Source organism: Photobacterium sp. GB-210 (assembly GCF_003026075.1).
Classification (GTDB): Bacteria; Pseudomonadota; Gammaproteobacteria; order Enterobacterales; family Vibrionaceae; genus Photobacterium.
The window spans coordinates 30,603-53,915 of sequence record NZ_PYNU01000007.1 but is presented as its reverse complement, the minus strand read 5'-3'; the positions used below and the strand labels follow the sequence as shown (position 1 = coordinate 53,915).

Genomic DNA, 23,313 nt, shown 5'->3' with positions numbered 1-23,313 from the left:
TTGCATTTTTTTACATGACATAACTTTGACAATTTAGTGAGAAATAATGTTAAAGTATATGAATGAAAACGTATGTTCTTTTATTCTCACTCTTATTTACTACTGCTAGCCATGCTGAAGGTGTTTCATTACCTGAAAGATTGGCGGCTGTTCGAACAGATTTATTGGAAAGTGAACCTGTATCTACATACGACTTTCGTAAACTACAAAGTACCTATCCAGCACCTTTACTGTTGCCTTCTAGCTTATTACCTCAAACTAAAAAGTATCCTCTTTCAGCACTGAGGCAGCTATATCAAAACTCGTTAACATGTAAGGGCCCGTGGCCTTATTCACCATTGGTAACACAGCCTGTAGTTTTTACTCGAGCTATTTGTAATAAGACAACGTTACCAAAAGGGTGGTTTGTTCGTTCAGGATATATTCATCCCGGCGGTGGTAGTTATGCATATCGTTATTTAGCTGAACACCCAGGAAAGGTGTCAGAACTCAGTAAGTTTTTGCATATTAAAGAACACCCATTAGCGTCATCGACAACCTTACTTGGTCGTTTACAACGAATGAATAGCGATGAAATTAAAGTATTAATCTCTGGTGCTCGTTTCTTCATTGCGAACGGTGAACTATGGGTACGAAATGGTAATGTCTATAACCTTTATAACCAGTCAACATGGTTAAAGGTCTTAGCCCGTCATGGTTTGCATTTAAAACGCTTAAATCGTCATGATTTTTGTTTAGCTCAGAATGGAAATATATGTTGGCGTGAAGAGAATAAGTCGCACTTAACGTATTACTTACTGGTATGTTTGTTGGTAAGTAATGCATTATTACTGGTAAGTTGGGGAGTTTATCGTTTCCGTATTCGTCGCCGAGATATGCAAGAACGCATGTTAGTTCTACAAATTTTGACGCATGAATTAAGAACGCCTATAGCAAGTTTAGCGATGACTGTTGAAGGATTTAGACGCCACTTTGATGAATTACCAGAAGGTCTGTATGATGAGTTTAGGCGTTTGACTGATGATTCAAGACGATTACGACAGTTAGCTGAAGCAAGTAAAGATTACTTACAAGCTAACCAACAACAATTAAGTACGCAAGAAGTTGAATCCGTCAATGAATGGTTAGGCTATCTTGCTGAAGAGTATGATGTAACTTTACATCTTGCTGAAGATAGAAGTGTTCACGTAAATATTTATTGGCTTGGTACATGTTTAGATAACTTATTTTCTAATGCTCATAAATATGGCGTAGCACCAATTACATTAACAACTTCATACTATGATGGAAAACTTAAAATTGTGGTTCAAGACCAAGGCCCATTAACTGCCAAAGATTGGTCTAAACTGCGTAAACCTTTTGTTAGTGAACAAGGTTTAGGTTTAGGTTTGACGATTGTAGAATCAATGATTAATAGAATGGGGGGGAAATTGAAATTAATAGGCCCACCAACCACCTTTATATTGGAGATACCGTGTGAATCAAACTCTGCTACTGGTTGAAGATGACCGCAACCTTGCTGATGGTTTACTCGATTGCTTAAAGCAAGCTGGTTATAACTGTTTATATGCAGATTGCGCTAGTAAGGTAGACGCTTTATGGAAAGAGGCCGATCTTGTTGTTCTAGATCGTCAATTGCCTGAAGGTGACTCATTAAATTATTTAGGCTCATGGCTTAAAAAGAAGCACGTTCCTGTTATTTTATTAACTGCAATGGTATCGATTAACGATAAAGTTGTTGGTTTAGATTCTGGTGCAAAAGACTATCTAACGAAGCCTTTTGCTGAAGAAGAATTACTTGCACGAGTACGCGTACATCTTCGTGGTGACGATGAAGATACTGCAGCAGCTAATATCATTAAAGTCGGCGATATCATTATCAATCAAGAAAGCCGTGAAGTCATTTTTGATAATGAAAATATTACGTTAACGCGTACTGAATTTGAACTTCTTGTATTCTTATCAAAAAATGCAGGTCGTGTATTTACACGTGACGAATTACTTGATCAAGTTTGGGGTTATAACCACTACCCAACTACACGTACGGTTGATACTCATATTCTGCAATTACGTCAAAAATTACCAGGTATTGATATCGAAACATTACGTGGTGTCGGCTACCGTATGAAGCCATAAGTACTGGTTATTAAATGAGAAGAATAACCTTTTTCTTGTGTCAGTTAGGTATTATTAACGCTTTATTCTTAATACCTAACGCCAACGCAGCTTGGTTTGTAGATCAAAGCTCTTATGCGGCTGCCCATCGACATTTACTTGAAGGTCAAACTGATAAATCATTTGAATCGATTATAGAGGCTTGGCAGCAATCTCCGACAACAGATCAGAAAGCGAATCTTAATGGTTTGCTTGATCTTGCGATTACAGAGGACTGTGGCCATAGCCTTGATAATACAGTTTTACCTTCTTGGTTATCCAAGTTATCGATTGAGCGTTCTGTGGTTCAAAACATTAATCAGCAGTTACTTAAGTTATCGATTGTTGGTTCAACACGAGTTAACATTACGAAGATCAGTTTTTCTAAGTGGCCTAATGATAATTTAATTGATGCCAAACCTGTGGTTGATGATGGTGGTTACTTTACGGTTGATGCGAAAAAGCTCGATCATAAAGTAGAAGCAGGATTATATAAGTTAACGATTATCGCTGATGGTGAACCCGCTTGGAATAAATGGATTGTGCTTAATGAGCCGCCAGCCAAACAGAACTTAGGTTGGAAAGACAGCAATTCATGGCGTATTGATCATGTGGCTAAATTGAATTCATCATGTCCTGCGCCGAGTTTGTCGATAAAACTGTATGACTTAAATGATACAGATTGGCGACCATTATGGAGCGAACAAACGGACATTTATCTGCCGACTAAGTTACCCAAACTTAATATCCCTGAAGGGCGATATTGGCTTGATGTTGGCTTAATTAAAAGTCGATGGCAAGGTGAGATATCTATTTTAGACATTCAAAGTATCACTCGACCCATTGATTACTCTGATGATACTCATTAAGTTTAAAACCACTTTATACGAGTGGTTTTTTTATACTCTTAAACATGTATAATTAATACATGTTTAAGGTGGTGAAAATTATGCAAATTATCGACAAAGCAAAAGAAGATAAAATACCTGCAATTTTACGATTAGGCTTTCGACCGTTTTTTCTTGGAGCAAGTGCTTTTTCAGTTATCGCAATGATAATGTGGGCATTGTTCTGGTCAGGTGAGTTTCAATTATCTAGTTTTATGTATTCAAATCCTATTTGGTGGCATAGCCATGAAATGCTATTTGGATTTTCAGGCGCAGTCATTATTGGTTTTTTATTGACGGCTGTACAAAACTGGACAGGGCAAACAAGTATTAAAGGCACTAAACTACTTCTGGTTTTCAGCCTTTGGTTGATTGCTCGTATCGGTTTAATGATGGGCTCAGTTAGCAGTCTTTGGCTGTTTATTGATACATTATGGATTGTCGTGGCTATCTACTATCTTGCAATACCAATCATAAAAGTTAAACAGTGGCGTAATCTTTTCTTTGTACCCGTTTTACTACTGTTTGCTTTTACCAATATTCAATTTCATTTCATTGCATTAGGCAAGAGTCATCAATCTATTGCTGATATTGCTTTACCTGTCGTGCTTGTCGTTACTGTGATTACCTTAGTTGTTGGTGGTCGGGTTATCCCATTTTTTACTTCACGCGGAACAAATACTGAAGTTATTAAACGAATTAAAACGATTGAATATCTTGCACTTATACCTGCTTGGTTGTTGCTGCTGGCGACATTCTTTATAAATAACGCAACAATAAATGGGGTTATTGCTCCGTTGTCGATCGTTGCGGCTACAACTAACTTTGTTCGTCTTTATCGCTGGCGCACAATCTCAACACTCCGTATTCCACTGTTGTGGTCTTTGCATCTTGCTTACTTGTCTTTAATTATTGGTTTATTTTTGCTTGGTTGCAGCTTTTACACAACAGCGATCAGTGAGTCTATTGCTATTCATATTATTACCATCGGCGGACTAGGCGGAATGATACTAGCAATGATCTCGCGTGTATCTTTAGGACACACTGGTCGTAAATTGCAAGTTGGGCGTTTTATGCTGGTTGCGTTTATTGCGTTATTTTTGTCATTACTAGCACGAGTATTACTGACTACTGTCGCGCCTGCTTTGTTACTTGATGGCTATGTGATTTCTGCAAGTTTGTGGGCTGTTGCTTTTGGGATTTTCACCATCGTCTATTTTCCAGTACTCACAAAGCCCCGTGTTGACGGTCATCCAGGGTAAGTGACTAAAGTGAGAGTCTGTATTGATAAGCTTGATAATCAGTGACATTATCGGCTATTCACTCTAAAATAATGCTTCGTTCATCAACAAGAAGATAGTTATGTACAATCACACTCCAACGCTCAATCATGAACAACAACAAGAAGCTGCTGAGCGTATCCATGAGCTGATGGCGCAAGGTATTAGTAGTGGTGAAGCGATAATGATTGTTGCTCACCAGATCCGAGAAGCGGATATAAAGCGTCGTGAAGCGGCTGGTGAAACCTTCAGTGATGAAGAAGAGTAATAAAAAGAAGAGCTTAACGGCTCTTTTTTTATAATTGGATACTTTTATTTCAAATAAAAGCTTGTTCAATTGTATGCTTTTATTATACAAATAATAAAAACATAATTTTATTAGGGTAATTATATGAATGACCGATATTTACAGGCTCAAGCTTTTGCTAAAAGTCGACATGGCGAGCAAAAATACGGAGATTATCCTTACTACGTACATTTAGATACAGTTGCTGAATTTGCACGACCATATGGTATTGATGCAATGATTGTAGCTCAACTACATGATGTGATTGAAGATACTGATACCAGCTTTGACGAGTTGGCAGACTTATTTGGTTTTACCATTGCTGACGCAGTGAATTACGTCACTGATGTGAAGTTAGAAGATCGAGCGAAACGAAAATTAGAGATAAATCAACGGTTACTATCACTTGATCCAGCTGAAGATGCAGCACGCTTAGCATTAATTGTTAAAACCTGCGATCGCTTAGCTAACGTTCAATCAAGCAGTAATAATTCACGCCGCCATTTCTTAATGTATCAAGCTGAGCATGACGCTTTTAAGCATGCTGTTTATCGTGCTGGTCTCTGTGATCCTTTATGGCAACAATTAGACGCGCTTATTCATTCAAAAGATTGTGTTAACTGTGCTTAATGCATGAAATTTTGTGGTTAGTTAATAAAAAAGCCCGTGTATTTGATAAATACACGGGCTTTTTTATAAGTTGTTTATGACGACATATAGCTGTCAGTCATTATTCCTCATCGTAAATCGTCGGAATAGGTTGGCGCTTATGTTGGGTTGCTTTATAAATAGAGATTAAGCGATCGCGGACAAAATCGGTAACGGGTTTGCCTTCTAAGAAGTCATCAATCTGATCGTAAGAAACTTGTAAAGCATCCTCGTCAGCTTTTTGTGGCGCTAATTCTTCTAGGTCAGCTGTAGGTACTTTATAAACTAATTGTTCTGGCGCACCAAGTTTTGCTGCTAGAGCACGAACTTGACGTTTATTTAAACCAAATAGAGGTGCCAAATCACAAGCACCATCACCAAACTTTGTATAAAAACCGGTAATGTTTTCAGCTGAATGATCGGTACCAATAACTAAACCGCCGACAAGCCCTGCAATCTCGTATTGAGCAATCATACGTGTGCGAGCTTTTACATTGCCTTTCACGAAATCAACTTTAGCGTTGTCGCTAGGAATAAGCCCAGTATTTTCTAATGCAAAAAGGGTGCTTGCATGAGTGCCATCAACACCATTTTTAATATTAACGCTGACAGAGTGACTAGGCTGGATGAAGCTTAATGCGAGTTGTGCTTCGTCTTCATCTTGTTGTTCACCATAGGGGAGACGAACGGCAATAAACTGGTACTCGTTGCTGTTAGACACTTGGTTTAAACCATCAACAGCAAGTTGAGCAAGGCGACCACATGTTGTTGAATCCACGCCACCACTAATGCCTAGTACAAGTGATTTACAGCCTGATTGTTTAAGTTTTTTTTGAATAAATTCAACTCGGCGTTGGATTTCAAAATCAACGTCAATGACTGGTAGCACGCGCATTTCAGTGCGGATAAGCTGTTCCATGGTATATGAATCCTTAAGAGAGTTAGCCCAAATATTAATCATTTGAAGCGATATAATGGATAAATGAGAGATAAACCATTACACCTTTGGCAAAATCATGCGATAACTCGTTATTATGATCAATGCTAAAGATAGATATTACTAAAATTAAGGGGCATTTTCCTATTAAATGCTTAATTAATAGTTACATCATTAGAAATCTCTAGTGTGAATATAAGTAAATTGATAGAACAAAAGGTTTGATGGATGAAACAAACACTTGCTATATTCGGTAGCGCTTTTAATCCGCCTAGTTTAGGGCATCGTTCGGTTTTAGAACGATTAACGCATTATGACGAAGTGCTTTTACTTCCAAGTTACAATCATGCTTGGGGTAAGAATATGTTGGATTATTCATTACGTTGTGAGTTAGTTTCTGCTTTTATCGATGACATTTCCCAAGATAATCTCGTGCTGTCCACGTTAGAGCAAGATATCGCAGTAGGTGATGAGGCGATAACAACCTATGCGGTACTTGTTGAATTACAAAAGCGTTACCCAAACCATCAAATTACATTTGTTATTGGCCCTGATAATTTCTTGAATTTTGGAAAATTTTTCATGTCAAATGAAATACTTAGTCAATGGCAAGTGCTTGCATGTCCTGAAACGGTGCCGATTAGAAGTACGCTAATTCGAGAAGCATTAGCTAAAAATCAAAATATCAGTGATTTAACAACGGCAAGTGTTAGCCGGTTATTAATGACAGACGAGCGTTATCATTTTTAACTTTAGGGGATATGGCGAAGTGTTTAAACAAATCTCATTTGGTGTTTTTTGTTGCTTATTATTTATGTTTTCTTCGTCAACTTACGCTTTCAAATGCAAAAATTATTATTCTTTAGATACTGTTTCTCAGCCTTTTAGTATCGATTATCTAAATAATACCAAAGACTGCTCAGCACCTATTTATAGCATTGATCGCAACAATAATATAAACCATTCGCTAATGTTTTCACGCCACGATAACGCTATACCATGGAAAATTGATTCTAATAGTTATGGTGATAAATTCTGGCTACACTGGGATGATAAATTTGCAGACTCACCTGTTTTAATGGATCACAATTCATCGACGTTTTATGGTTTAGGTTTTTGGATGCCGACTAACGATGATGATGAAGCATTCACAAGTGCAGCGGGGGCTGAAGATTGGATATTAAACCATGGACTGCAAATGAGTTTAGGCTTTGGTGATATTAGTGGTCAAAAACCACGCGTGAGGTTTGATTATCGTTGGCATAATAATAGCCATGTTGAAGATGGCGTATCAATGCAAGTTCATATCCCTCTGAATTAAAAAACGCCCATGTTAAGGGCGTATTTCATTTAGCGTAAGCTTTCACCTAAAATTGGCAAAGAAAGTGCGTCTACCATTTGTTCTGTCGTATTCAATTGAGCCGCAATTTGTGGGAGCTTTCGTCCTGAACGACTTAGCTTAAGTACTTCTCGCATTAGAATGCAGGCTTCACACTCTTTTACTGTCATATTCATTACAGATTCAAGGCTTGATATGGCTGTTTTTTCAGTTATTTTATTGCCTTTTAGCATTAATGCTAATGAATTATGATGCTGCTTATTGATCGCTGGACAAAGTGATTGAGTCGACACAGAAAGTTTTTCAACTTTATCTGCAATGACTTTTAATAAACGACCTTCTGCGCCATCCCATTTATGATCTTGAACGGGAGATTTTGCCAATTCATCAAGCACAGCTCTTACGAGCGATGACACAACAAAAAAGCCTGCATCAGTGCATAGTGGCTGTGTCATACGAACCGAAAAGGCCACTTGGTAAAATGTTGCACCAGGTAGCACTGTGATGGCATGTAAACAATCAAATGGGATCCAGAAACCATGACCCTTAGTGATCATGTGCTCTTGTTTACCTAATCGGATTAACACACAACCATTCGTTACAACAATAAAGTAAGAAGATTGGCTCTTTTTGCGTGAACCAACAAAAAGAAAAGGGTGTTCGTTATTTGAAAACTCAATAGCTTGTTTCATACTGACTCTCTTACACATAAGCATGCACATCTTCGTGTTTTTTTCTATTAGCGTCAACAAAGAGGGTTATGTATTAACTAAATACTGTAGATATCATTTCTTAACATGATCAAATTGGTGCAAAAAATAGCAGCTACGATGAAAAAGTAGACAATTATATGAGGTATGACCTCCAACCATCACGGTTATTGACAGAGGTTGTTTGGTTAATCATTATTTATTAGTAAAATAACTCAGTTTTTTCAACATGAAGCATTACTGTGCATATAGATAACGATATTTATAAAGAAATTCGCCCGTATAATGATGATGAAGTCAGTGGTGCGATTCAACGACTCATTGATGATAAAGATTTTATCAACGCTATTTTAAAGTACCGTTTCCCACATGCGTCGGGCATGTTTGGTTGGTTGCTTATTCCCCTTATTAAACGTTTCCTTGTGAAGAAATGGTCAGGCATTAAATCGGTCAAAGATATTCAAAATCAAGTTGCCAAATATATGCAAGGAACTATTGAACATTCATGTGACGGTGTAACGTGCACAGGCCTAGATAAATTAGACCCAAATAAGGCTTACTTATTCGTTTCTAATCATCGTGATATCGCGATGGATCCTGCAATGGTTAACTGGTGTTTATTTAAAGAGAACTTCAACACAGTACGTATTGCCATTGGTGATAACTTACTGAAGAAGCCTTGTGCAACAGAATTAATGCGTTTGAATAAAAGCTTTATTGTAAAACGATCCGCAAAAGGGCCACGTGAATTGATGAAATCACTTGGACTGCTTTCAAGTTATATCTCTCACTCTTTAGAAACAGGAAACAATATTTGGATTGCTCAAAAAGAAGGGCGTGCCAAAGACGGTAACGATAAGACAGATCCTGCTATTTTAAAAATGTTCTTTATGGAAGGACGTAAGCAGAAAATTCCTTTTTCCGAGTTTATGAGTAACTTAAACATTGTCCCTGTCGCGATTTCTTATGAAAACGATCCTTGTGATGTGGCTAAAGCTGAAGAACTTTATCAAAAAGCATCAACCGGTAGCTATGAAAAAGGTGAGTTTGAAGACATCGAAAGTATAGTACAAGGTATTGTAGGGCAAAAGCGTCGTATCCATATTAGCTTTGGTGACGTCATCAACAATGCACCAGAGACGCCTGAAGAATTAGCTGAAGAAATTGATCGTCAAATTACTGAAAATTACCATTTATTCCCAGCCAATTTCATTGCTGCGAATATTGATTCAGACATAGTGACAGACGAAGAAAGAAACAAGTTTGCCCAAAAACTTGAAAATCATAGTGACAGTGTTAATGATATCTTAAAGCAGATGTACGCGTTGCCTGCACTAAAAAAACAGCAACAACACTCTATTTAATAGCTATAAAACGATGTCGATTTTTTCTATTAATAAGGAACGGCATCGTTTTTTAATACACACCGAAGTATGGATCATAAGTAACAATAATTGCTTTAGGTATGATTATTTCAGCGCCATTTTTCCAATTATCATCGATATGTTGATATAGATTAGACTCTTCCTCAGATACCAATAACAGTTGAATCCTTTCTTCTTCAATATCGAATTGAAGTGCAATATAAGACGCTATATTAAATAGCCGCTCGTAACCTAAATCCGTCGTTATATGTTGAATAATAACAATATAGGTTTGATGATAATTTTTAAGAGCGTAACCAAAGTTATTCAATACTCTTTTAGTATCAACGGTTAATTTGTTGCTGTTATCACTAAAATAGACAACATTGTACTGATCTTGGATTTCAACTAATAATGCTTGCTTTGGTATATAAGCTTTAATTTGTGTTGTGCTCTGATTTATAGGACTAGCGTCGCTAAAATTATGCATCGCATAAGCTGGAAATATGGTGAATGCGACAGCCACTAAAATTGTAATTATAGTTACTGAATAGTTAAATAATCTATTAGTGATGAAGTTAGAAAAAAATGACGGCATAACATGCTCATTGTACTTGTATGATTATCAGTTTAGTACAATGAACATTGTTATAGCCTAAAATTAAGGTTATTCGTCTTATTTGTGATTATCTATGATTGGATTGATATTTTTATAGGGTGGTAGAGACATCCGCTCAGCCATATAATCAATAAAACAACGTACTTTGGGTGCAAGATATTTACGTCTAGGGTAAACAGCATAAATAGGTAATTCTACTGTGGTTTTCCAATCATTAAGTAAAGTGATTAACTTATTTGTTTTAATCTCGTCCGTTAGCAGATAGGTTGAGAGATAAGCAATACCTAAACCACTGACTGCAGCATCAAGCACTGCAGGTGCATTATCAATACGATAATTACCATTAACTCGAATGGATTGCTTTAATCCATCTCGTCCAAATTCCCAGTTTACATATTTACGCTCGCGGCTTTGGTAAGTAATACAATTGTGTTGACGTAAATCACCAGGGATAATGGGCTCACCATGTTGTGCTATGTAATCAGGGGAAGCGACAACGACGAATTCACATTTGGCGAGCTTTCGGGCTACCATTCCTTCAGGTGGATGTTCATGAATAGCAATCCAGCAATCAAAGCCTTCTTCTAAAAGGTTTGGGCGGTGATCAAATAAACTAATTTCAAGCTCTAGTTCAGGATTTTGCTTTTGAAACTCAGCTAATGCGGAAGTGATATGAATATTACCGAAAGATTGAGCGATGCCAATTCGTAATAGACCTGTAATTTCATTTCGATATCCCGCCACCATGGCTTCCGCTTCATTAACAGTATCAATTAATTGTTGGCCATAGTCTGCGTATTGCACGCCAATTTCAGTTAATACAACGGTACGTGTACTGCGTTGAACAAGCTGACAGCCTAACCTTTCTTCTAAACATTTTATTTGCTTACTTACCTGAGACTTTGATATTCCCAAACGATCAGCAGCTTTCGTGAAATTTTGTTCATGACCAATAGCAGCCAGTATTACCATCTGTTGCAAATTATCAAGCATTTGGTATTCCAAGTTACGCTGTCACGATGATATGGCGTAACAAAATAATCGATTAACACTATCTATGCATTATGATTTTTTGCCTCATAAACATCAATCTATATGTATGAATATAAATAATAACTTACATCATTTTAAACGATTTAAATAATTAGAACGGAAACGTTATGATAGCGCTATTGCTAATGGAGGAATGCATGTTTACCGTTTTTACCACCTTTTTATTATTGGGTCTATATAGCTTTGGCGGCCCAGCAGCACATATTGGTTTCTTTCAACGTTCTTTTGTACAAGAAAAAAAATGGATTTCTGATGATGATTTCACTCATGCTGTAGCGTTATGTCAATTTTTACCGGGCCCTGCCAGTAGCCAACTTGGTATGTATATTGGTTATAAGAAAGCGGGATATTTAGGCGCCGTTGCTGCCTTTATGGGTTTTACTTTACCTTCTTTTGCATTATTAACAGGACTTGCCATTGTTAGTAGCAGTGTAACGTCTAACTCTGTTGTTGATAGTTTAATCATCGCGGCAAAACTACTTGCCGTTATCGTCGTTGCTGATGCGCTATGGGGAATGGCTAAAAAGAACTTAACGACAGCCCTAACAATTACCGTGGCAGTGGTGACAGCTATTTGGGTCTATTTTAGTTCCGGTCTACTTGGTCAAGTGTTGCCTATCTGTGTCGCGGCAGCTGTTGGCTACGCATTGTCATTTAAAACGCAGATTACACCAACAAATAAACTAACGACTAGCATAAAACCACACCTTGGTATTTTAGTTACATTTGGCGTGTTGTTAGTGGGGTTACCCTTATTAGCACCTTACAATAGCGGTATTAATTTATTTAATATCTTCTACCAAGCAGGGAGTTTTGTTTTTGGCGGTGGGCATGTTGTATTACCACTCCTACAACCAATGATGGAAGGGTTAGTAGGGGAGTCTACCTTTATTAATGCTTACGCATCTGCACAGCTTGTACCTGGTCCAATGTTCACTATGGCTAGTTATTTAGGTGCTTCGATAGACGGTATACACCCAGTGTTAGGTAGCTTGATAGCAACCATTGCTGTGTTTTTACCTGGCAGTTTATTACTATTTGCATTTATTCCAGCATGGAAAGCGTTGTTTGAGCATCAACGATTAAAACAATCAATCACTTTAGTCAATGCTTGTGTTGTTGGACTATTAGCCAGTGCTTTTGTTAGTCCAATTATTACCAGTGGCGTTAAAACCGGATTTGATGTTGTAGCAGTTGTGGTTGGATTTATTGCGTTTAAATATTTCAAATGGCCGGTATGGGTGTTAGCTTTGATGCTTTTCACAACCAAATATTTGATCTTAACTTAATAACATCAATTAGTTAAAAAGAAGGGCTGCTTTATGCAAGCCCTTCTTTTATAGAATAATCGAAACAGCTTATAGGCTTGGATGTGGTATAAATATTAACTCCTAATGCACTATAACTTTATAACCTATAATGAAAACAACTTACCAATCGAGAACTAATTGATGATTTTTAATAATTAATTCAGGCTTAGTAGATTTAAGCAACGCTTGTTTCATTTCGTTTTCATCTAGCTTATAGACAGGTTTGGTTGATAGCACCTGTCCAATAAGTGAAACAAATGGAGTGATAACCGGTTTAGTCAGTATGTTATTAAACTTCTCCGGTTTTATTGTCAATGATTCAATATTTAAACCACGTAAATATATCGCCCCTTCATTTTGATTATAATAGGGGATGGCACTGAAATTTGCTTTAACAACAATATCTTGAGGTGGTTGGCCAGCAAGCTCTAGTTGAGCGCTAGCTGTAGTATCAACACTAACACGATTGTCCGCGACACGGCCAATGCCTACTTTTACTTTTTCAAACTTACCTGTTGCGTAGGCGATACCTTGAATACCAACAGAGCGTTCAACATTCGTTTCTTTGTTTATGTAGTTTTGCATCTCACTTTCAGTGATACCGTAACTACTACAGCCAGCAAAGAAGAAGGCAGAACTCACAATAATCAGAGCTTTTAAGCGCATAAAAAACCTTAAGAAAAATATATATGCTTTATTTATAGCTCATATTAATAAAAAAAAGCACGTAAACCTACGTGCTTAATACTCTCAAACAAATATTAACTGTTAGCAAACAAAACAGAGATATCATAGTTATCACGGCTAAGTGAGCTTTTAAGTTTTGCTAATGAGGTAACTTGTAATTGGCGAATACGTTCTCTTGTCAGTCCCACTTCTTCTGCAACTTCTTGCAAAGTCTGTGCTTCATAACCTTGTAAACCAAATCTTCTACATATGATTTCTTTATCTCGGTTATTTAAACAATTGAGTACGTTGGATGTTATTTTTTGGATTGCTAAATCATCAACATGTTCATCAGGTTTTGCACTGTTTTCATCTGCAATTAATACCGCTATTGACTGATTACTTGCTTCATTTGAGAATGATTGATCGTACGATACAATAGGAGTGTCATAAGAAAGGGTTGTCGATACATCATCAAGGGTTTTATTTAAAACTTCAGCAACTAACTCTGTACTTGGTTCCTGATTGTTTTTCTTTACTAATTGTTTATGCGTCCGAACAATGGTGTTAATTTCTTTTGATACATGAACAGGTAAACGTATCGTTCTTCCTTGATTATGTATTGCACGTTCTATTGTTTGTTTTATCCACCATGTAGCGTATGTTGAAAATCTAAACCCTTTTTCTGGATCAAATTTTTCAACAGCTGTCATTAATCCGATATTACCTTCATCAATTAAATCACTGATATGTATGTTACTGCCTCGGTATTTTTTTGCGATACTTACGACTAATCGTAAATTACTCTCAATCAATACATTTTTACTATTAGCATCACCGCACAAGCTTTTTCGGCTATATAAAATTTCTTCTTCTTTCGTTAAAAGTGGCTTTTCTGATATTTCTTTTAGGTATAAATGAACGATATCCCCGCCATGTGGAAATTGTTCTTCTTTGTTTATATCCATTTCAGATCCCTTTATGATATTTATATTTAAAGTTTATAAGCCAACTATCAATAAGCAACGAGGCTCACACTATCATAAAGATTTATTCTATTCACCCATTTTATTAATCAGTTAATAAAAAATTAATACTACTTCACATTATAAATTCAATAAAAAATACCTACAAAGCATCCACTAGTCACTATAGAAATAAGATCTCACGTTTTAATAATAAAAACTATAAATTTTATGAAATCTTACCAACCACTAATAGCACCTAAATGATATTGATTCTCATTTGTATCGATGTATGATGAAGTTATTGTTTAAGGAGTTAGCTATGGTCTCTACCACAATTTCTGTTAAGCCCGAAATGGCTATCTTCAGTTTAAAACTAAAGAAAAAACTACTACTTCTAGGTCCAGCATTCATTGCGGCTATTGGTTATATTGATCCCGGTAATTTTGCTACAAACATAGAAGCGGGCTCTTCTTTTGGCTATCAGTTATTATGGGTTGTTCTTTGGGCAAACCTAATGGCTATGTTGATCCAATACCTATCTGCAAAGTTAGGTATAGTGACGGGGAAAAATCTCGCGGAACATTTACGAGAACATCTACCCAAATGGGCGATAGCTCCATATTGGATTCAGGCCGAAATTATAGCTATGGCGACGGATTTAGCTGAATTTATTGGTGCTGCTGTTGGTTTCCAATTATTGTTTGGTATTAGTTTAATGGAAGGAGCAATAATAACAGCCATAGTAACAATGGCTATTTTATTATTAAGTAATAAAAGCCAGAAACCATTAGAAGTTGTCATTGCAACATTATTATTAGTCGTAGCTGTTGTATATGTTATTGAACTTTTCTTTGCTCATCCTGCTGCAAGCGAGATGATAAAAGGTCTTGCTATTCCAACGTTAAATAGTTCACATCAAATTTATTTAGCTGCAGGTATTTTAGGTGCAACAGTAATGCCGCATGTTATTTATTTACACTCGGCGCTATTTAAAAATACTTACGGTGAAACAAAAGCAAAAAGATTAAAATCAACACGTTTAGATGTACTCATTGCAATGGTTATTGCAGGTTTTGTGAATATTGCAATTGTGGCAATGGCAGCAGCCGTTTTCCATTATTCAGGTAATCAAGATATTGCTGGGATTGAAACGGCGTACAAAACATTAACGCCACTTGTTGGACAAGCGGCATCTACATTGTTTGCTATTTCTCTTATCGCATCAGGCTTATCATCGACTGTTGTTGGCACGATGGCTGGAGATGTCGTAATGCAAGGTTTCGTAAAATTTAAGATCCCTTTGTTATTACGCCGTCTTGTTACAATGATCCCATCATTTATCGTTATCGGGCTTGCTATTAATACCACTGAAATTTTAGTGATGAGTCAAGTCGTTCTTAGTTTTGGTATTGCATTAGCTATTATACCGTTACTCATTTTCACTAATAATGAAAAACTAATGGGTGAGTTTAAAAACAATAAATACGTTAGTTATGCAGGTATTGTTATCATTGCTCTTGTTGTTGCCTTGAACATATACCTAATGGTGACACTTTCTTAAATAATACATCCAATCAATTAGATGAATAAAAGCCAAACGTCACTTGTTTGTTATTTATTGGCAGTTTTTTTGTTTCATCAATAAACGTAGTGCTTTATTTTTATATTTAAATTCTTTTTTAGCTTTCTCTGATGCAACGTTTAAGATCATTTTAGAACGCTTTTCTAAGCTTTCTAGTTTCGTTTTTAAGCCTTCACAAGGTATAACACTGTATTGATTCTTATACTGTTTCACACTTTGAGCCTCAGAAGGGAAAGAGATAAGTAAAAAAATCGAAATTAATGAGCTAATGACACACATTTTCATGATAAATACTCCTTTCTATGGCGTATTATATTTCATAAGTGTTAATTACTAGTATTAAGTTTTACAATAAATGTGAGGTAAGCAGTTATTTTATAAAATACATAAGGTTATCAATTACATTACCGACTCGGAACTACACCTTTTAAATCATCATCAGTACGTCTATCGTAGCGTTGGGTTGTCGTAATACTACTATGTCCCATAAATTTACTGACTAATAATAAGTCGTAACCTGAACGCAAAAGATTAGTTGCCACTGAATGTCGAAAATCATGGGGTGAAACAATACGAGAAAAACCTAACATATTGAGTTTTTTACACAAATCATTAAGTGTTTGTGTTGTTAAACGCATATAAGTCAATGTTTGGTAACGATTAATAGTGCAAAATAATGCAGGTAAATTCGGGTTAAAATCTTGCAAACGAATGGCTAGCCATTTTTCCATCGCGTTATATAAATCACTATTTCGAGAGAAAGGAACATAGCGCTCCTTATTACCTTTACCAACAACACGTAGCTGGCACCGATCCATATCAATATCAAAGGTATTTATATTGACCACTTCTGCTCGCCGTAAACCTGCCTCATACATTAACCAAAAAATAGCATTATCTCTCAATGCCTTAGTTTCATTCTTTTGATTAAGCGTAATAGCTGAAATATGATCTAATTCATTATAGCTAAGGTATCTGCCACTGGATTGACGACATCCCCTCGGTAATTTAATTGCTTTTATACGTTCTAAATTTTCAACTGAGATCAACTCAGCGAGCCAGGCATGTTGAGCTACACCGCGTAACATGCGAAGTAAATTATCAGCAGTTGCTGGCGCATAGGCTTTTTTTTGATCGCTGATTTGGTTATCTATTCGATCACTTAAAAACGATTGCATCGTTGATTGAAGAATAGGGGCATATAAAATACCAGTCCAATCAAAACGCTCAATACAACTTCGAATACAAAAACAACTAAAGGCCTCTAACATCACTTTTGATTGTTTTGATAATTCAAACGCATAGTGCTGAGGTAAAATCGGTTGAAGCCAACCACTTTCTATCGTTGAGTTTTTAAAACTTCCAAGATCAAAAACTGCGACACGATCTTTAAATTCAACAACACGAGAGGCAGGTAAGTTTTGATTATCTCTAAGAAATTTAGCTACATTCAATAAAGCGTTAAGTAATGGCTTTACTTGTAAGTTCTTTATTGGCTCATTCGCACTGAAGTAATGATTTTTCATTTTAGCTTTTTGTTTAGCGCGAGCAATCAGAAATGACTTAACTGCATCAATCAGCTTTTCTTGATTATTAAATAGTTCAATCCAATCAATGAGTTGGAAGCTATCTCCCAATACATAGCGTGCAAGCCTTTCAAGTGAATAACGCGCATTAGCTTGACCGCCGGTGGTGTCAGTCGCTGATAATGAATACACATAAGATAACGCAGGATTAGTCGAAGCATAATTTATATGATTAATGCGTTCTGCTAATTGTGTTTGCTGACGTAACGATGTGGTTCTTAAACTCGCGGCTCTTGGATCGATAGGGAATTTGTTCTGCATTACATAAGTTATTTTAGATCTGCTATAAGAGATATTATATAAGACTGATATTTAATTACTATATAAATCTGTTAGTTAGTCGAAAGATCTGGATCATCAACAAAGATATACTGACTGTTATTAACCCCTTTTTTTTGTTGGTATTTTAAATAAATTAAGAGATTAACCTACGAATTAGTGATTCATAAAAGTGTTACCCTGTCACATATGGGGTGTAAACTTAATACGCTGAATTAGAAAGTTATTACTTATAATTAAAGTTAATGGAGATAAAAGGATGTAGGTATGAACTTGTTAAAGAGAGCTATTTGGCTTTGTTGCCTTTTTTCTACTTCAGTAAGTGCAACGAATATCTATCTCAAGCAATTTAATGAAATAGATATGAGCCTTAACAATTTAGTGTTAGATATAAGTTGCGGAAAGTTACCATCAATATCGTTTACGGGTGATGAACTCGAAATGGTGATGTTACAAGTGAATGATGCGACACTTAAATTATATTCTACAGATAAAGATAACCCTAAGGTTAACATTACGGCTCGTGTTATTGTTTCTAAACCTTTGAATAAAATTGATATCGCTAATCACGCAAAGGTAAATATTGATGGCTGTGCGCTAGATGAAACTACATTCACCGCTAATGTATCGAATAAAAGTTATGCCGAACTTCACGGTTCAACAACGAATCTCGATATAACTGCAACAGACAATTCGCATGTGAAGGTCGGTATTGTTGCTGAAAAAGTTATCGTTAATGCCTTTCAATCATCATCTATTGAGATCAATAAACCCATTGGAGTTTTAAAATTATCACTCGCCACTGATTCTTTATTTTCTTTAACATCAGGCGTTAACCTTGTTGAATTAAACATGAAAGAGGGGTCAATTGCCACTATGTGCAATACGGCGAACAGTACAATAAATGGTTCTATGGAAGATGATTCATCAATCACAATAAATAAAGCTGCTGATTCAACAATTGTCGCTAGTGACAATAGTAAAATAACGTATTGTTATCAGAACTGACGTTTTATAGTAAATATGTAATGGTAGTCTTAATTTGATAGGGGTCGATTATGACAATACAAACAGTCACATTTTCATTTAATAACAAGCTTTCCATCGCGGAAAATATAATCGAATATGTACAAAGCCATGAAGATAAATTTTCACCCGCTTTGTTCACTAAACATGATCAACAAGATCTTCGATATCAATTTGCAACAGCTAGCCTACATGTTGATATGGTAGAAATGGCACAAGATTCAAATAGTGGTGTGATCAGCGTAAGTTACGGCATTCATTTTTTCTGGCCCTGTAATAACCAAGATGAAATTGATCACTATAAAGAAACACTAAACTTTGTAATAAGAGAGGAGAAAGTAACGATTGAACTCGTTGAACATGAACCATGGATTGTGCTGTAAACAAAAACAGCCACTCAGAAGAATGGCTGTTTTAGATAGCATCTAATTATTCGTCACTCTCAAAACCAAATACACGATCTTGGATATACACCATATCGCAATCAGTTTTGTATAAAACACTATGTATTCTGTTCGCTTGAATATAACCCGTTTGGCCTGCAGTTAGCGTCATTTCATCACCATCTTTAGCGAGTTCACCATCTTTCTTGACGTAAAATTGAATAACAATTTCACCTTTAACAATGATCGACATGTCATCATTAGGATGATGATGGGGTGCTTCAAACGTACCAGCTTCCCATCGTTCAAGTAAAGCTGTTACACAGTTTTCATTCTTTTCATCTGTATCTCGGAAACTAAAACCTGGCATATCAGGTTCTTTTGTAAAATCAGACCAGATGTTTTTAGAAACAAAATCACTCATAATAAAACCATATAACTATTTGAAGATATAGTTATTATAGGTGAAGAAAGCTATTTTATAGATAGCCAAAAAAGAAAGATAAAAAACCAAATTGACGTGCTACAAAATCAGGTTAAGAATCTTATATCTTAATTAATACATATCGTGATCGTTGTATAACCAATCGTCTGCTTCATCAAACATGTCCTGTAGCAGTGCTTCAACGCGTTCTTTATCATCGGCAAAACCACCAAGCACTGTGAGATTATTTCCACCACCAAGACGAACACGAATATTTGCATCCGGCCAGTTCATTAATACTCTTCTGTTAAATTCATCATCAATCTTTGAAAAATGAGCATCAGATAGGTTGAGTTTATTAAGCATTAATTCAATACGCATATAGTAATTACATCCAACTGTATATAACAACACTGATTTTATAAACAGTAGTAACTAACATCAATTCAAGATTTAAATCGTTGTAATTAGTTGTATTCATTAATACTGTTGCCCAATAACAACAGAGATCTTTGTCACATCTTTAATGATAGTTAATCAAAATAACGTTCATTTGATACTGTCATAACGCCATTCATTAACCCACACTGAAAAAGCGATTAGCATTTCAACAAAAATAATTTACAGCTTAAACAATAAGTATCAAAAATAAATATTTTAAACGAAATTTGGAACTTATTGTTATTCCTTTTTGTCAAAATAGTTCTATCATTATTCCAACAGCAAATAATAGGATATAAAAAATGACAACTTTCACATTACATAGCCAAGACATTGTAGAAGGCCAATTAAAAGACAAGCGCTTTTCATTTAACAGCTTCGGACACGACGGTGATAACGTTTCTCCGCAGCTATCATGGGAAAACGCACCTGAAGGAACAAAAAGTTTTGCAATAACTTGTTTTGATCCAGACGCACCAACAGAAAGCGGATTCTGGCACTGGCAAGTGATCAATATCCCAGCATCGACTACATCACTTGAGCAGGGCGCATCAGGCAAACTTGCGGCTGGTTTAGAGATGCGTAATGACTATGGGTTTAACGGTTACGGCGGCGCTTGTCCTCCTGAAGGTCACGGTATGCATCGTTACCAATTTACAGTATGGGCACTGCCAGTAGAAAAACTTGAAGTGCCAGATGATGCATCATGTGCATTAGTTAGCTTTATGCTAAACGCAACAGCATTGGGCAAATCAACGATTACCCCAACATATGTTCGATAAATAACGCTTATATTAATAATCATTGAGATAAACCTTGTGTCTATTTATTGTGTATCATCAATAACCAGTCACAAGGTTTATATAAAAAAAACATGTCAGGCATAATCAAACTTAATTATTATAATGGTAATCGACCGCAGCACCTGCGTAATGTACCGATTATTTACCCTTCCATTTTCTGGATTCAACAGGGTAATAAACAATTGCATTGGCAAAATGACTGGATCACCTTCAATAGCAATAACTGGTTATTGGCACATGGCAATACATCATTGACCTTTATCAATACCCCTAACCAAACCCAATTTTTCTCAACCCAACTGAGTTTTTTGATCCGACCAACGGATGAGCAAATTCAACGGTCGCAAGAAAATCAGAAAGACGGTTTAACACCTGAATATAGCCTAGATGGAACGGCGAAATACTTATGGCAAAGTATAATAACAATGCCGAAGGATATTCAGCCCAACGTGCAAACACATATCGTTAATGCATTATTTGAGCATCTTGCTAACAATGGTTATCTTCATCAGTTATTTTCAATGCGAAATTTAAGCTGGCGAGACAAGTTAACCCAATATTTTAATGATGATCCCAAAGCCAATCATTCAATTGAATCGGTCTGTGATCATTTCGGATTAAGTAAATCGACATTAATTAGGCGCTTAAAAGACGAGAATACCCAATTTAGGGATGTATTAGCAGAACTGAGAATGGGTTATGCATTAAGCTTATTGCAAACTAAGCCATATTCACAAATAGAGCTTGCGCATTTATGTGGTTACAAATCAGAAGCCCGATTTGCACAACGTTTTCAACATCAATTTGGTCTGAGCCTAAAACAATATCAAAAAACATTTGAATACCACCATTAAGATAAATACCATTCTTTTATTTTAGCGATAATGGTATTTATCTTTATATTCAATAATATCAATCCATTAACGGATAAATAATGTCTCTAATTGAAGGGCAATGGCATCCGCTAATTGGTGCGTTGAAATGTTACGTTCTATAGTATGCAGTGGCATATTGCCAGACTCTACCACACTTAACCAATCAGAAATCATCGCATCAAACCCTTTGGTTGCTAACATTGGCATCCAATCTTCTGATGTTAAAATTCTTTCTTCATTATTTAGCCAGCGTTGACCACGCATAAAAGAAGTAAATTGGTAAGACTGGTTATGATAAGTGGCAGAAACACATTCATTGGTAATGCCGTTTAAACGATTCATCGAAGCATGTAGCAGACATTGTCCTGCTTGCCATTGCACATCAACACGTGAAAGCTGATCACCAAACATTTGATGAGTAACATAAACATCATCGAGTGTCGATTTAGTATTTAAGTTAACGCTATCAAGTGCATGAATAAAATCATCAAAGATAAAGGTGTGAATATCACCAACCAGATTATGGCGATTTTTCTCCCAACGCAGTGAATGTAATTCACCAATATTTCCGGAAGCTAACTCTGGTAGATGTTTGTTAAATAGAGGGATATGACGACGGTTAAAACCAACATAAAGTGGGGTGTTATGTTGTTCTGCAAGCTCGTAAAGACGTTCAACGTGCTCTGCATTATCAACTAACGGTTTATCAACAAACGTAGGAATACCTTGCTTTATACACCAATGCGCTATGTCATAGTGACTACGTGTTGCAGCATGGATCATCACCGCATCTATATTCTTTTTATTTAATTGGCGGTAATCATCAAAACAGCAAGTGACATTATGCTTATCAGCTAATGCATTTAAAACGGTAGGGTTGCGTGTACAAAAAATTAACTCTACATTTTTCAGTTGCGTCATAATTGGGAGATACGCTTTCTGTGCAATATCACCTAGCCCAACAATTCCTATTCGCATTTTTAACCCTTAACGTATTGGTTTTATGAACCGAAATGCTTTATATCTCAAAGAAGCTGAAGCTAGGCTTAAGACATTCACTTTAACGGTGTTTATTTTCCGAACTCTCTTGGCTTAAAGTAGGATCATCATACTTTTTCATTTTCTCATTAAATTTGTCTTCTCGTTTATGATAGATAGATTGTAATGAAATTAAACAGATAATGCAGCTTGCCACACATTTTAAAAGGGAAATAATAATGCAATGGGGCAGTGTGGTTGTCCGATGTAATGTTAAGTAAAATAACTCACAAGTATAAACAATAGTAGATACTAACGACGCGTAAAAAAAGATTTTGTTTGTTGCTATGGGCATCTTCACAATAATAACTCTGTTTAATATGCTTCTATCTATAAAACGTAACATAATACCCCTTAAGAATAACAGCGATTGAGAAAATATTTTATAAATTAATTACATAAAGTGATGATTTTATACATTAAGGCCATTTTTTGAACTAAAATTAATCCGAACAACATTCAAATGCTAAACAACCGTTAGTAATATTTTGAATTACTAGACCAATATAGAATGTAAGCTTATGTTTATATAAATAGCCTAATTGCCAATGGCTGAACGATATACCTAATGAAGCTAATCAGAAAAGGGATGAAATTGAACACAAATGCGTTAACATGGTTATGAAACATCTTACAGCATGGGGCATTCACCAAG

General features: G+C 36.1%; 26 protein-coding genes. 15 read left to right on the top strand and 11 right to left on the bottom strand.

Annotation, left to right across the window (positions count from 1 at the left end; genetic code table 11):
- Nucleotides 1-62 precede the first annotated feature (62 nt).
- From vxrA to C9J38_RS11170, 6 genes are all read left to right on the top strand, one after another.
- Nucleotides 63-1,502: a sensor histidine kinase VxrA gene (gene vxrA, locus C9J38_RS11195; protein ID WP_107207165.1), complete on the top strand. Its 1,440-nt coding sequence runs from the start codon at nt 63-65 to the stop codon at nt 1,500-1,502.
- Entirely contained in the window at nt 1,477-2,136 is a 660-nt protein-coding gene (locus C9J38_RS11190; protein WP_005365159.1) for a response regulator transcription factor, read from the top strand. The genes vxrA and C9J38_RS11190 overlap by 26 nt, the downstream gene beginning before the upstream one ends.
- Before the next feature lie 14 nt (nt 2,137-2,150).
- Nucleotides 2,151-3,023 (top strand): DUF2861 family protein, encoded by an 873-nt coding sequence (locus C9J38_RS11185; protein ID WP_233217638.1) that lies wholly within the window; start codon nt 2,151-2,153, stop codon nt 3,021-3,023.
- 80 nt (nt 3,024-3,103) lie between these two features.
- Entirely contained in the window at nt 3,104-4,303 is a 1,200-nt protein-coding gene (locus C9J38_RS11180) for an NnrS family protein (protein ID WP_107207163.1), read from the top strand.
- A gap of 100 nt (nt 4,304-4,403) precedes the next feature.
- Complete coding sequence (locus tag C9J38_RS11175) at nt 4,404-4,589, top strand: YoaH family protein (protein WP_005365166.1); 186 nt, start codon at nt 4,404-4,406, stop codon at nt 4,587-4,589.
- 123 nt (nt 4,590-4,712) lie between these two features.
- Entirely contained in the window at nt 4,713-5,237 is a 525-nt protein-coding gene (locus C9J38_RS11170; protein ID WP_107207162.1) for an HD domain-containing protein, read from the top strand.
- A gap of 100 nt (nt 5,238-5,337) precedes the next feature.
- Here C9J38_RS11170 and nadE read toward each other — a convergent pair whose 3' ends face one another.
- Nucleotides 5,338-6,174: an ammonia-dependent NAD(+) synthetase gene (gene nadE, locus C9J38_RS11165; RefSeq protein ID WP_107207161.1), complete on the bottom strand. Its 837-nt coding sequence runs from the start codon at nt 6,172-6,174 to the stop codon at nt 5,338-5,340.
- 246 nt (nt 6,175-6,420) lie between these two features.
- Between nadE and C9J38_RS11160 the strand changes: the two genes are divergently transcribed.
- Complete coding sequence (locus C9J38_RS11160; RefSeq protein WP_107207160.1) at nt 6,421-6,942, top strand: nicotinate-nicotinamide nucleotide adenylyltransferase; 522 nt, start codon at nt 6,421-6,423, stop codon at nt 6,940-6,942.
- A gap of 220 nt (nt 6,943-7,162) precedes the next feature.
- Nucleotides 7,163-7,513, top strand: coding sequence for a hypothetical protein (locus tag C9J38_RS22025; protein ID WP_233217789.1), 351 nt, complete (start codon nt 7,163-7,165; stop codon nt 7,511-7,513).
- Nucleotides 7,514-7,542: 29 nt separating this feature from the next.
- Here C9J38_RS22025 and C9J38_RS11150 read toward each other — a convergent pair whose 3' ends face one another.
- Nucleotides 7,543-8,223: an AraC family ligand binding domain-containing protein gene (locus C9J38_RS11150; RefSeq protein WP_107207158.1), complete on the bottom strand. Its 681-nt coding sequence runs from the start codon at nt 8,221-8,223 to the stop codon at nt 7,543-7,545.
- A gap of 260 nt (nt 8,224-8,483) precedes the next feature.
- Here C9J38_RS11150 and C9J38_RS11145 point away from each other — a divergent pair, with 260 nt between their 5' ends.
- Nucleotides 8,484-9,605: a 1-acyl-sn-glycerol-3-phosphate acyltransferase gene (locus C9J38_RS11145; protein WP_107207157.1), complete on the top strand. Its 1,122-nt coding sequence runs from the start codon at nt 8,484-8,486 to the stop codon at nt 9,603-9,605.
- Between the two features lie 52 nt (nt 9,606-9,657).
- Here C9J38_RS11145 and C9J38_RS11140 read toward each other — a convergent pair whose 3' ends face one another.
- Together C9J38_RS11140 and C9J38_RS11135 are read right to left on the bottom strand one after the other, a co-directional pair.
- Nucleotides 9,658-10,203, bottom strand: coding sequence for a hypothetical protein (locus C9J38_RS11140; RefSeq protein ID WP_107207156.1), 546 nt, complete (start codon nt 10,201-10,203; stop codon nt 9,658-9,660).
- 78 nt (nt 10,204-10,281) lie between these two features.
- Nucleotides 10,282-11,217: a LysR family transcriptional regulator gene (locus C9J38_RS11135; protein WP_107207155.1), complete on the bottom strand. Its 936-nt coding sequence runs from the start codon at nt 11,215-11,217 to the stop codon at nt 10,282-10,284.
- Between the two features lie 197 nt (nt 11,218-11,414).
- Here C9J38_RS11135 and chrA point away from each other — a divergent pair, with 197 nt between their 5' ends.
- The gene (chrA, locus tag C9J38_RS11130; RefSeq protein WP_107207154.1) at nt 11,415-12,566 is read left to right on the top strand and encodes a chromate efflux transporter; all 1,152 of its coding nucleotides are present in this window, start codon (nt 11,415-11,417) and stop codon (nt 12,564-12,566) included.
- Nucleotides 12,567-12,707: 141 nt separating this feature from the next.
- On the opposite strand, the gene C9J38_RS11125 is transcribed toward chrA, so the two are convergent.
- On the bottom strand, nt 12,708-13,253 hold the full coding sequence (locus tag C9J38_RS11125) for a DUF1439 domain-containing protein (protein ID WP_107207153.1): 546 nt from the start codon (nt 13,251-13,253) through the stop codon (nt 12,708-12,710).
- A 95-nt stretch (nt 13,254-13,348) separates the two neighbouring features.
- Nucleotides 13,349-14,221: an RNA polymerase sigma factor RpoS gene (gene rpoS, locus C9J38_RS11120; RefSeq protein WP_107207152.1), complete on the bottom strand. Its 873-nt coding sequence runs from the start codon at nt 14,219-14,221 to the stop codon at nt 13,349-13,351.
- A 319-nt stretch (nt 14,222-14,540) separates the two neighbouring features.
- Between rpoS and C9J38_RS11115 the strand changes: the two genes are divergently transcribed.
- On the top strand, nt 14,541-15,782 hold the full coding sequence (locus tag C9J38_RS11115) for an Nramp family divalent metal transporter (protein ID WP_304589087.1): 1,242 nt from the start codon (nt 14,541-14,543) through the stop codon (nt 15,780-15,782).
- A 54-nt stretch (nt 15,783-15,836) separates the two neighbouring features.
- On the opposite strand, the gene C9J38_RS11110 is transcribed toward C9J38_RS11115, so the two are convergent.
- Together C9J38_RS11110 and C9J38_RS11105 are read right to left on the bottom strand one after the other, a co-directional pair.
- A complete protein-coding gene (locus C9J38_RS11110) occupies nt 15,837-16,088 on the bottom strand; it encodes a hypothetical protein (protein ID WP_107207151.1) in 252 nt (83 codons plus the stop codon).
- A 119-nt stretch (nt 16,089-16,207) separates the two neighbouring features.
- Nucleotides 16,208-17,650 carry a tyrosine-type recombinase/integrase gene (locus C9J38_RS11105; protein ID WP_107207150.1) on the bottom strand — a complete coding sequence of 481 codons (1,443 nt, stop codon included), beginning with the start codon at nt 17,648-17,650 and terminating at the stop codon, nt 16,208-16,210.
- A 285-nt stretch (nt 17,651-17,935) separates the two neighbouring features.
- Between C9J38_RS11105 and C9J38_RS11100 the strand changes: the two genes are divergently transcribed.
- Entirely contained in the window at nt 17,936-18,676 is a 741-nt protein-coding gene (locus C9J38_RS11100) for a GIN domain-containing protein (protein ID WP_107207149.1), read from the top strand.
- Between the two features lie 50 nt (nt 18,677-18,726).
- Nucleotides 18,727-19,077: a hypothetical protein gene (locus tag C9J38_RS11095; RefSeq protein ID WP_107207148.1), complete on the top strand. Its 351-nt coding sequence runs from the start codon at nt 18,727-18,729 to the stop codon at nt 19,075-19,077.
- 46 nt (nt 19,078-19,123) lie between these two features.
- Here C9J38_RS11095 and C9J38_RS11090 read toward each other — a convergent pair whose 3' ends face one another.
- On the bottom strand, nt 19,124-19,501 hold the full coding sequence (locus tag C9J38_RS11090; protein ID WP_107207147.1) for a cupin domain-containing protein: 378 nt from the start codon (nt 19,499-19,501) through the stop codon (nt 19,124-19,126).
- A 132-nt stretch (nt 19,502-19,633) separates the two neighbouring features.
- Entirely contained in the window at nt 19,634-19,882 is a 249-nt protein-coding gene (locus C9J38_RS11085; RefSeq protein ID WP_107207146.1) for a DinI-like family protein, read from the bottom strand.
- Between the two features lie 362 nt (nt 19,883-20,244).
- Between C9J38_RS11085 and C9J38_RS11080 the strand changes: the two genes are divergently transcribed.
- Entirely contained in the window at nt 20,245-20,724 is a 480-nt protein-coding gene (locus tag C9J38_RS11080; protein ID WP_107207145.1) for a YbhB/YbcL family Raf kinase inhibitor-like protein, read from the top strand.
- 92 nt (nt 20,725-20,816) lie between these two features.
- Nucleotides 20,817-21,599 (top strand): helix-turn-helix transcriptional regulator, encoded by a 783-nt coding sequence (locus tag C9J38_RS11075; protein WP_107207144.1) that lies wholly within the window; start codon nt 20,817-20,819, stop codon nt 21,597-21,599.
- A 66-nt stretch (nt 21,600-21,665) separates the two neighbouring features.
- Here C9J38_RS11075 and C9J38_RS11070 read toward each other — a convergent pair whose 3' ends face one another.
- Complete coding sequence (locus tag C9J38_RS11070) at nt 21,666-22,598, bottom strand: Gfo/Idh/MocA family protein (protein ID WP_107207143.1); 933 nt, start codon at nt 22,596-22,598, stop codon at nt 21,666-21,668.
- Nucleotides 22,599-23,313: the final 715 nt, after the last annotated feature.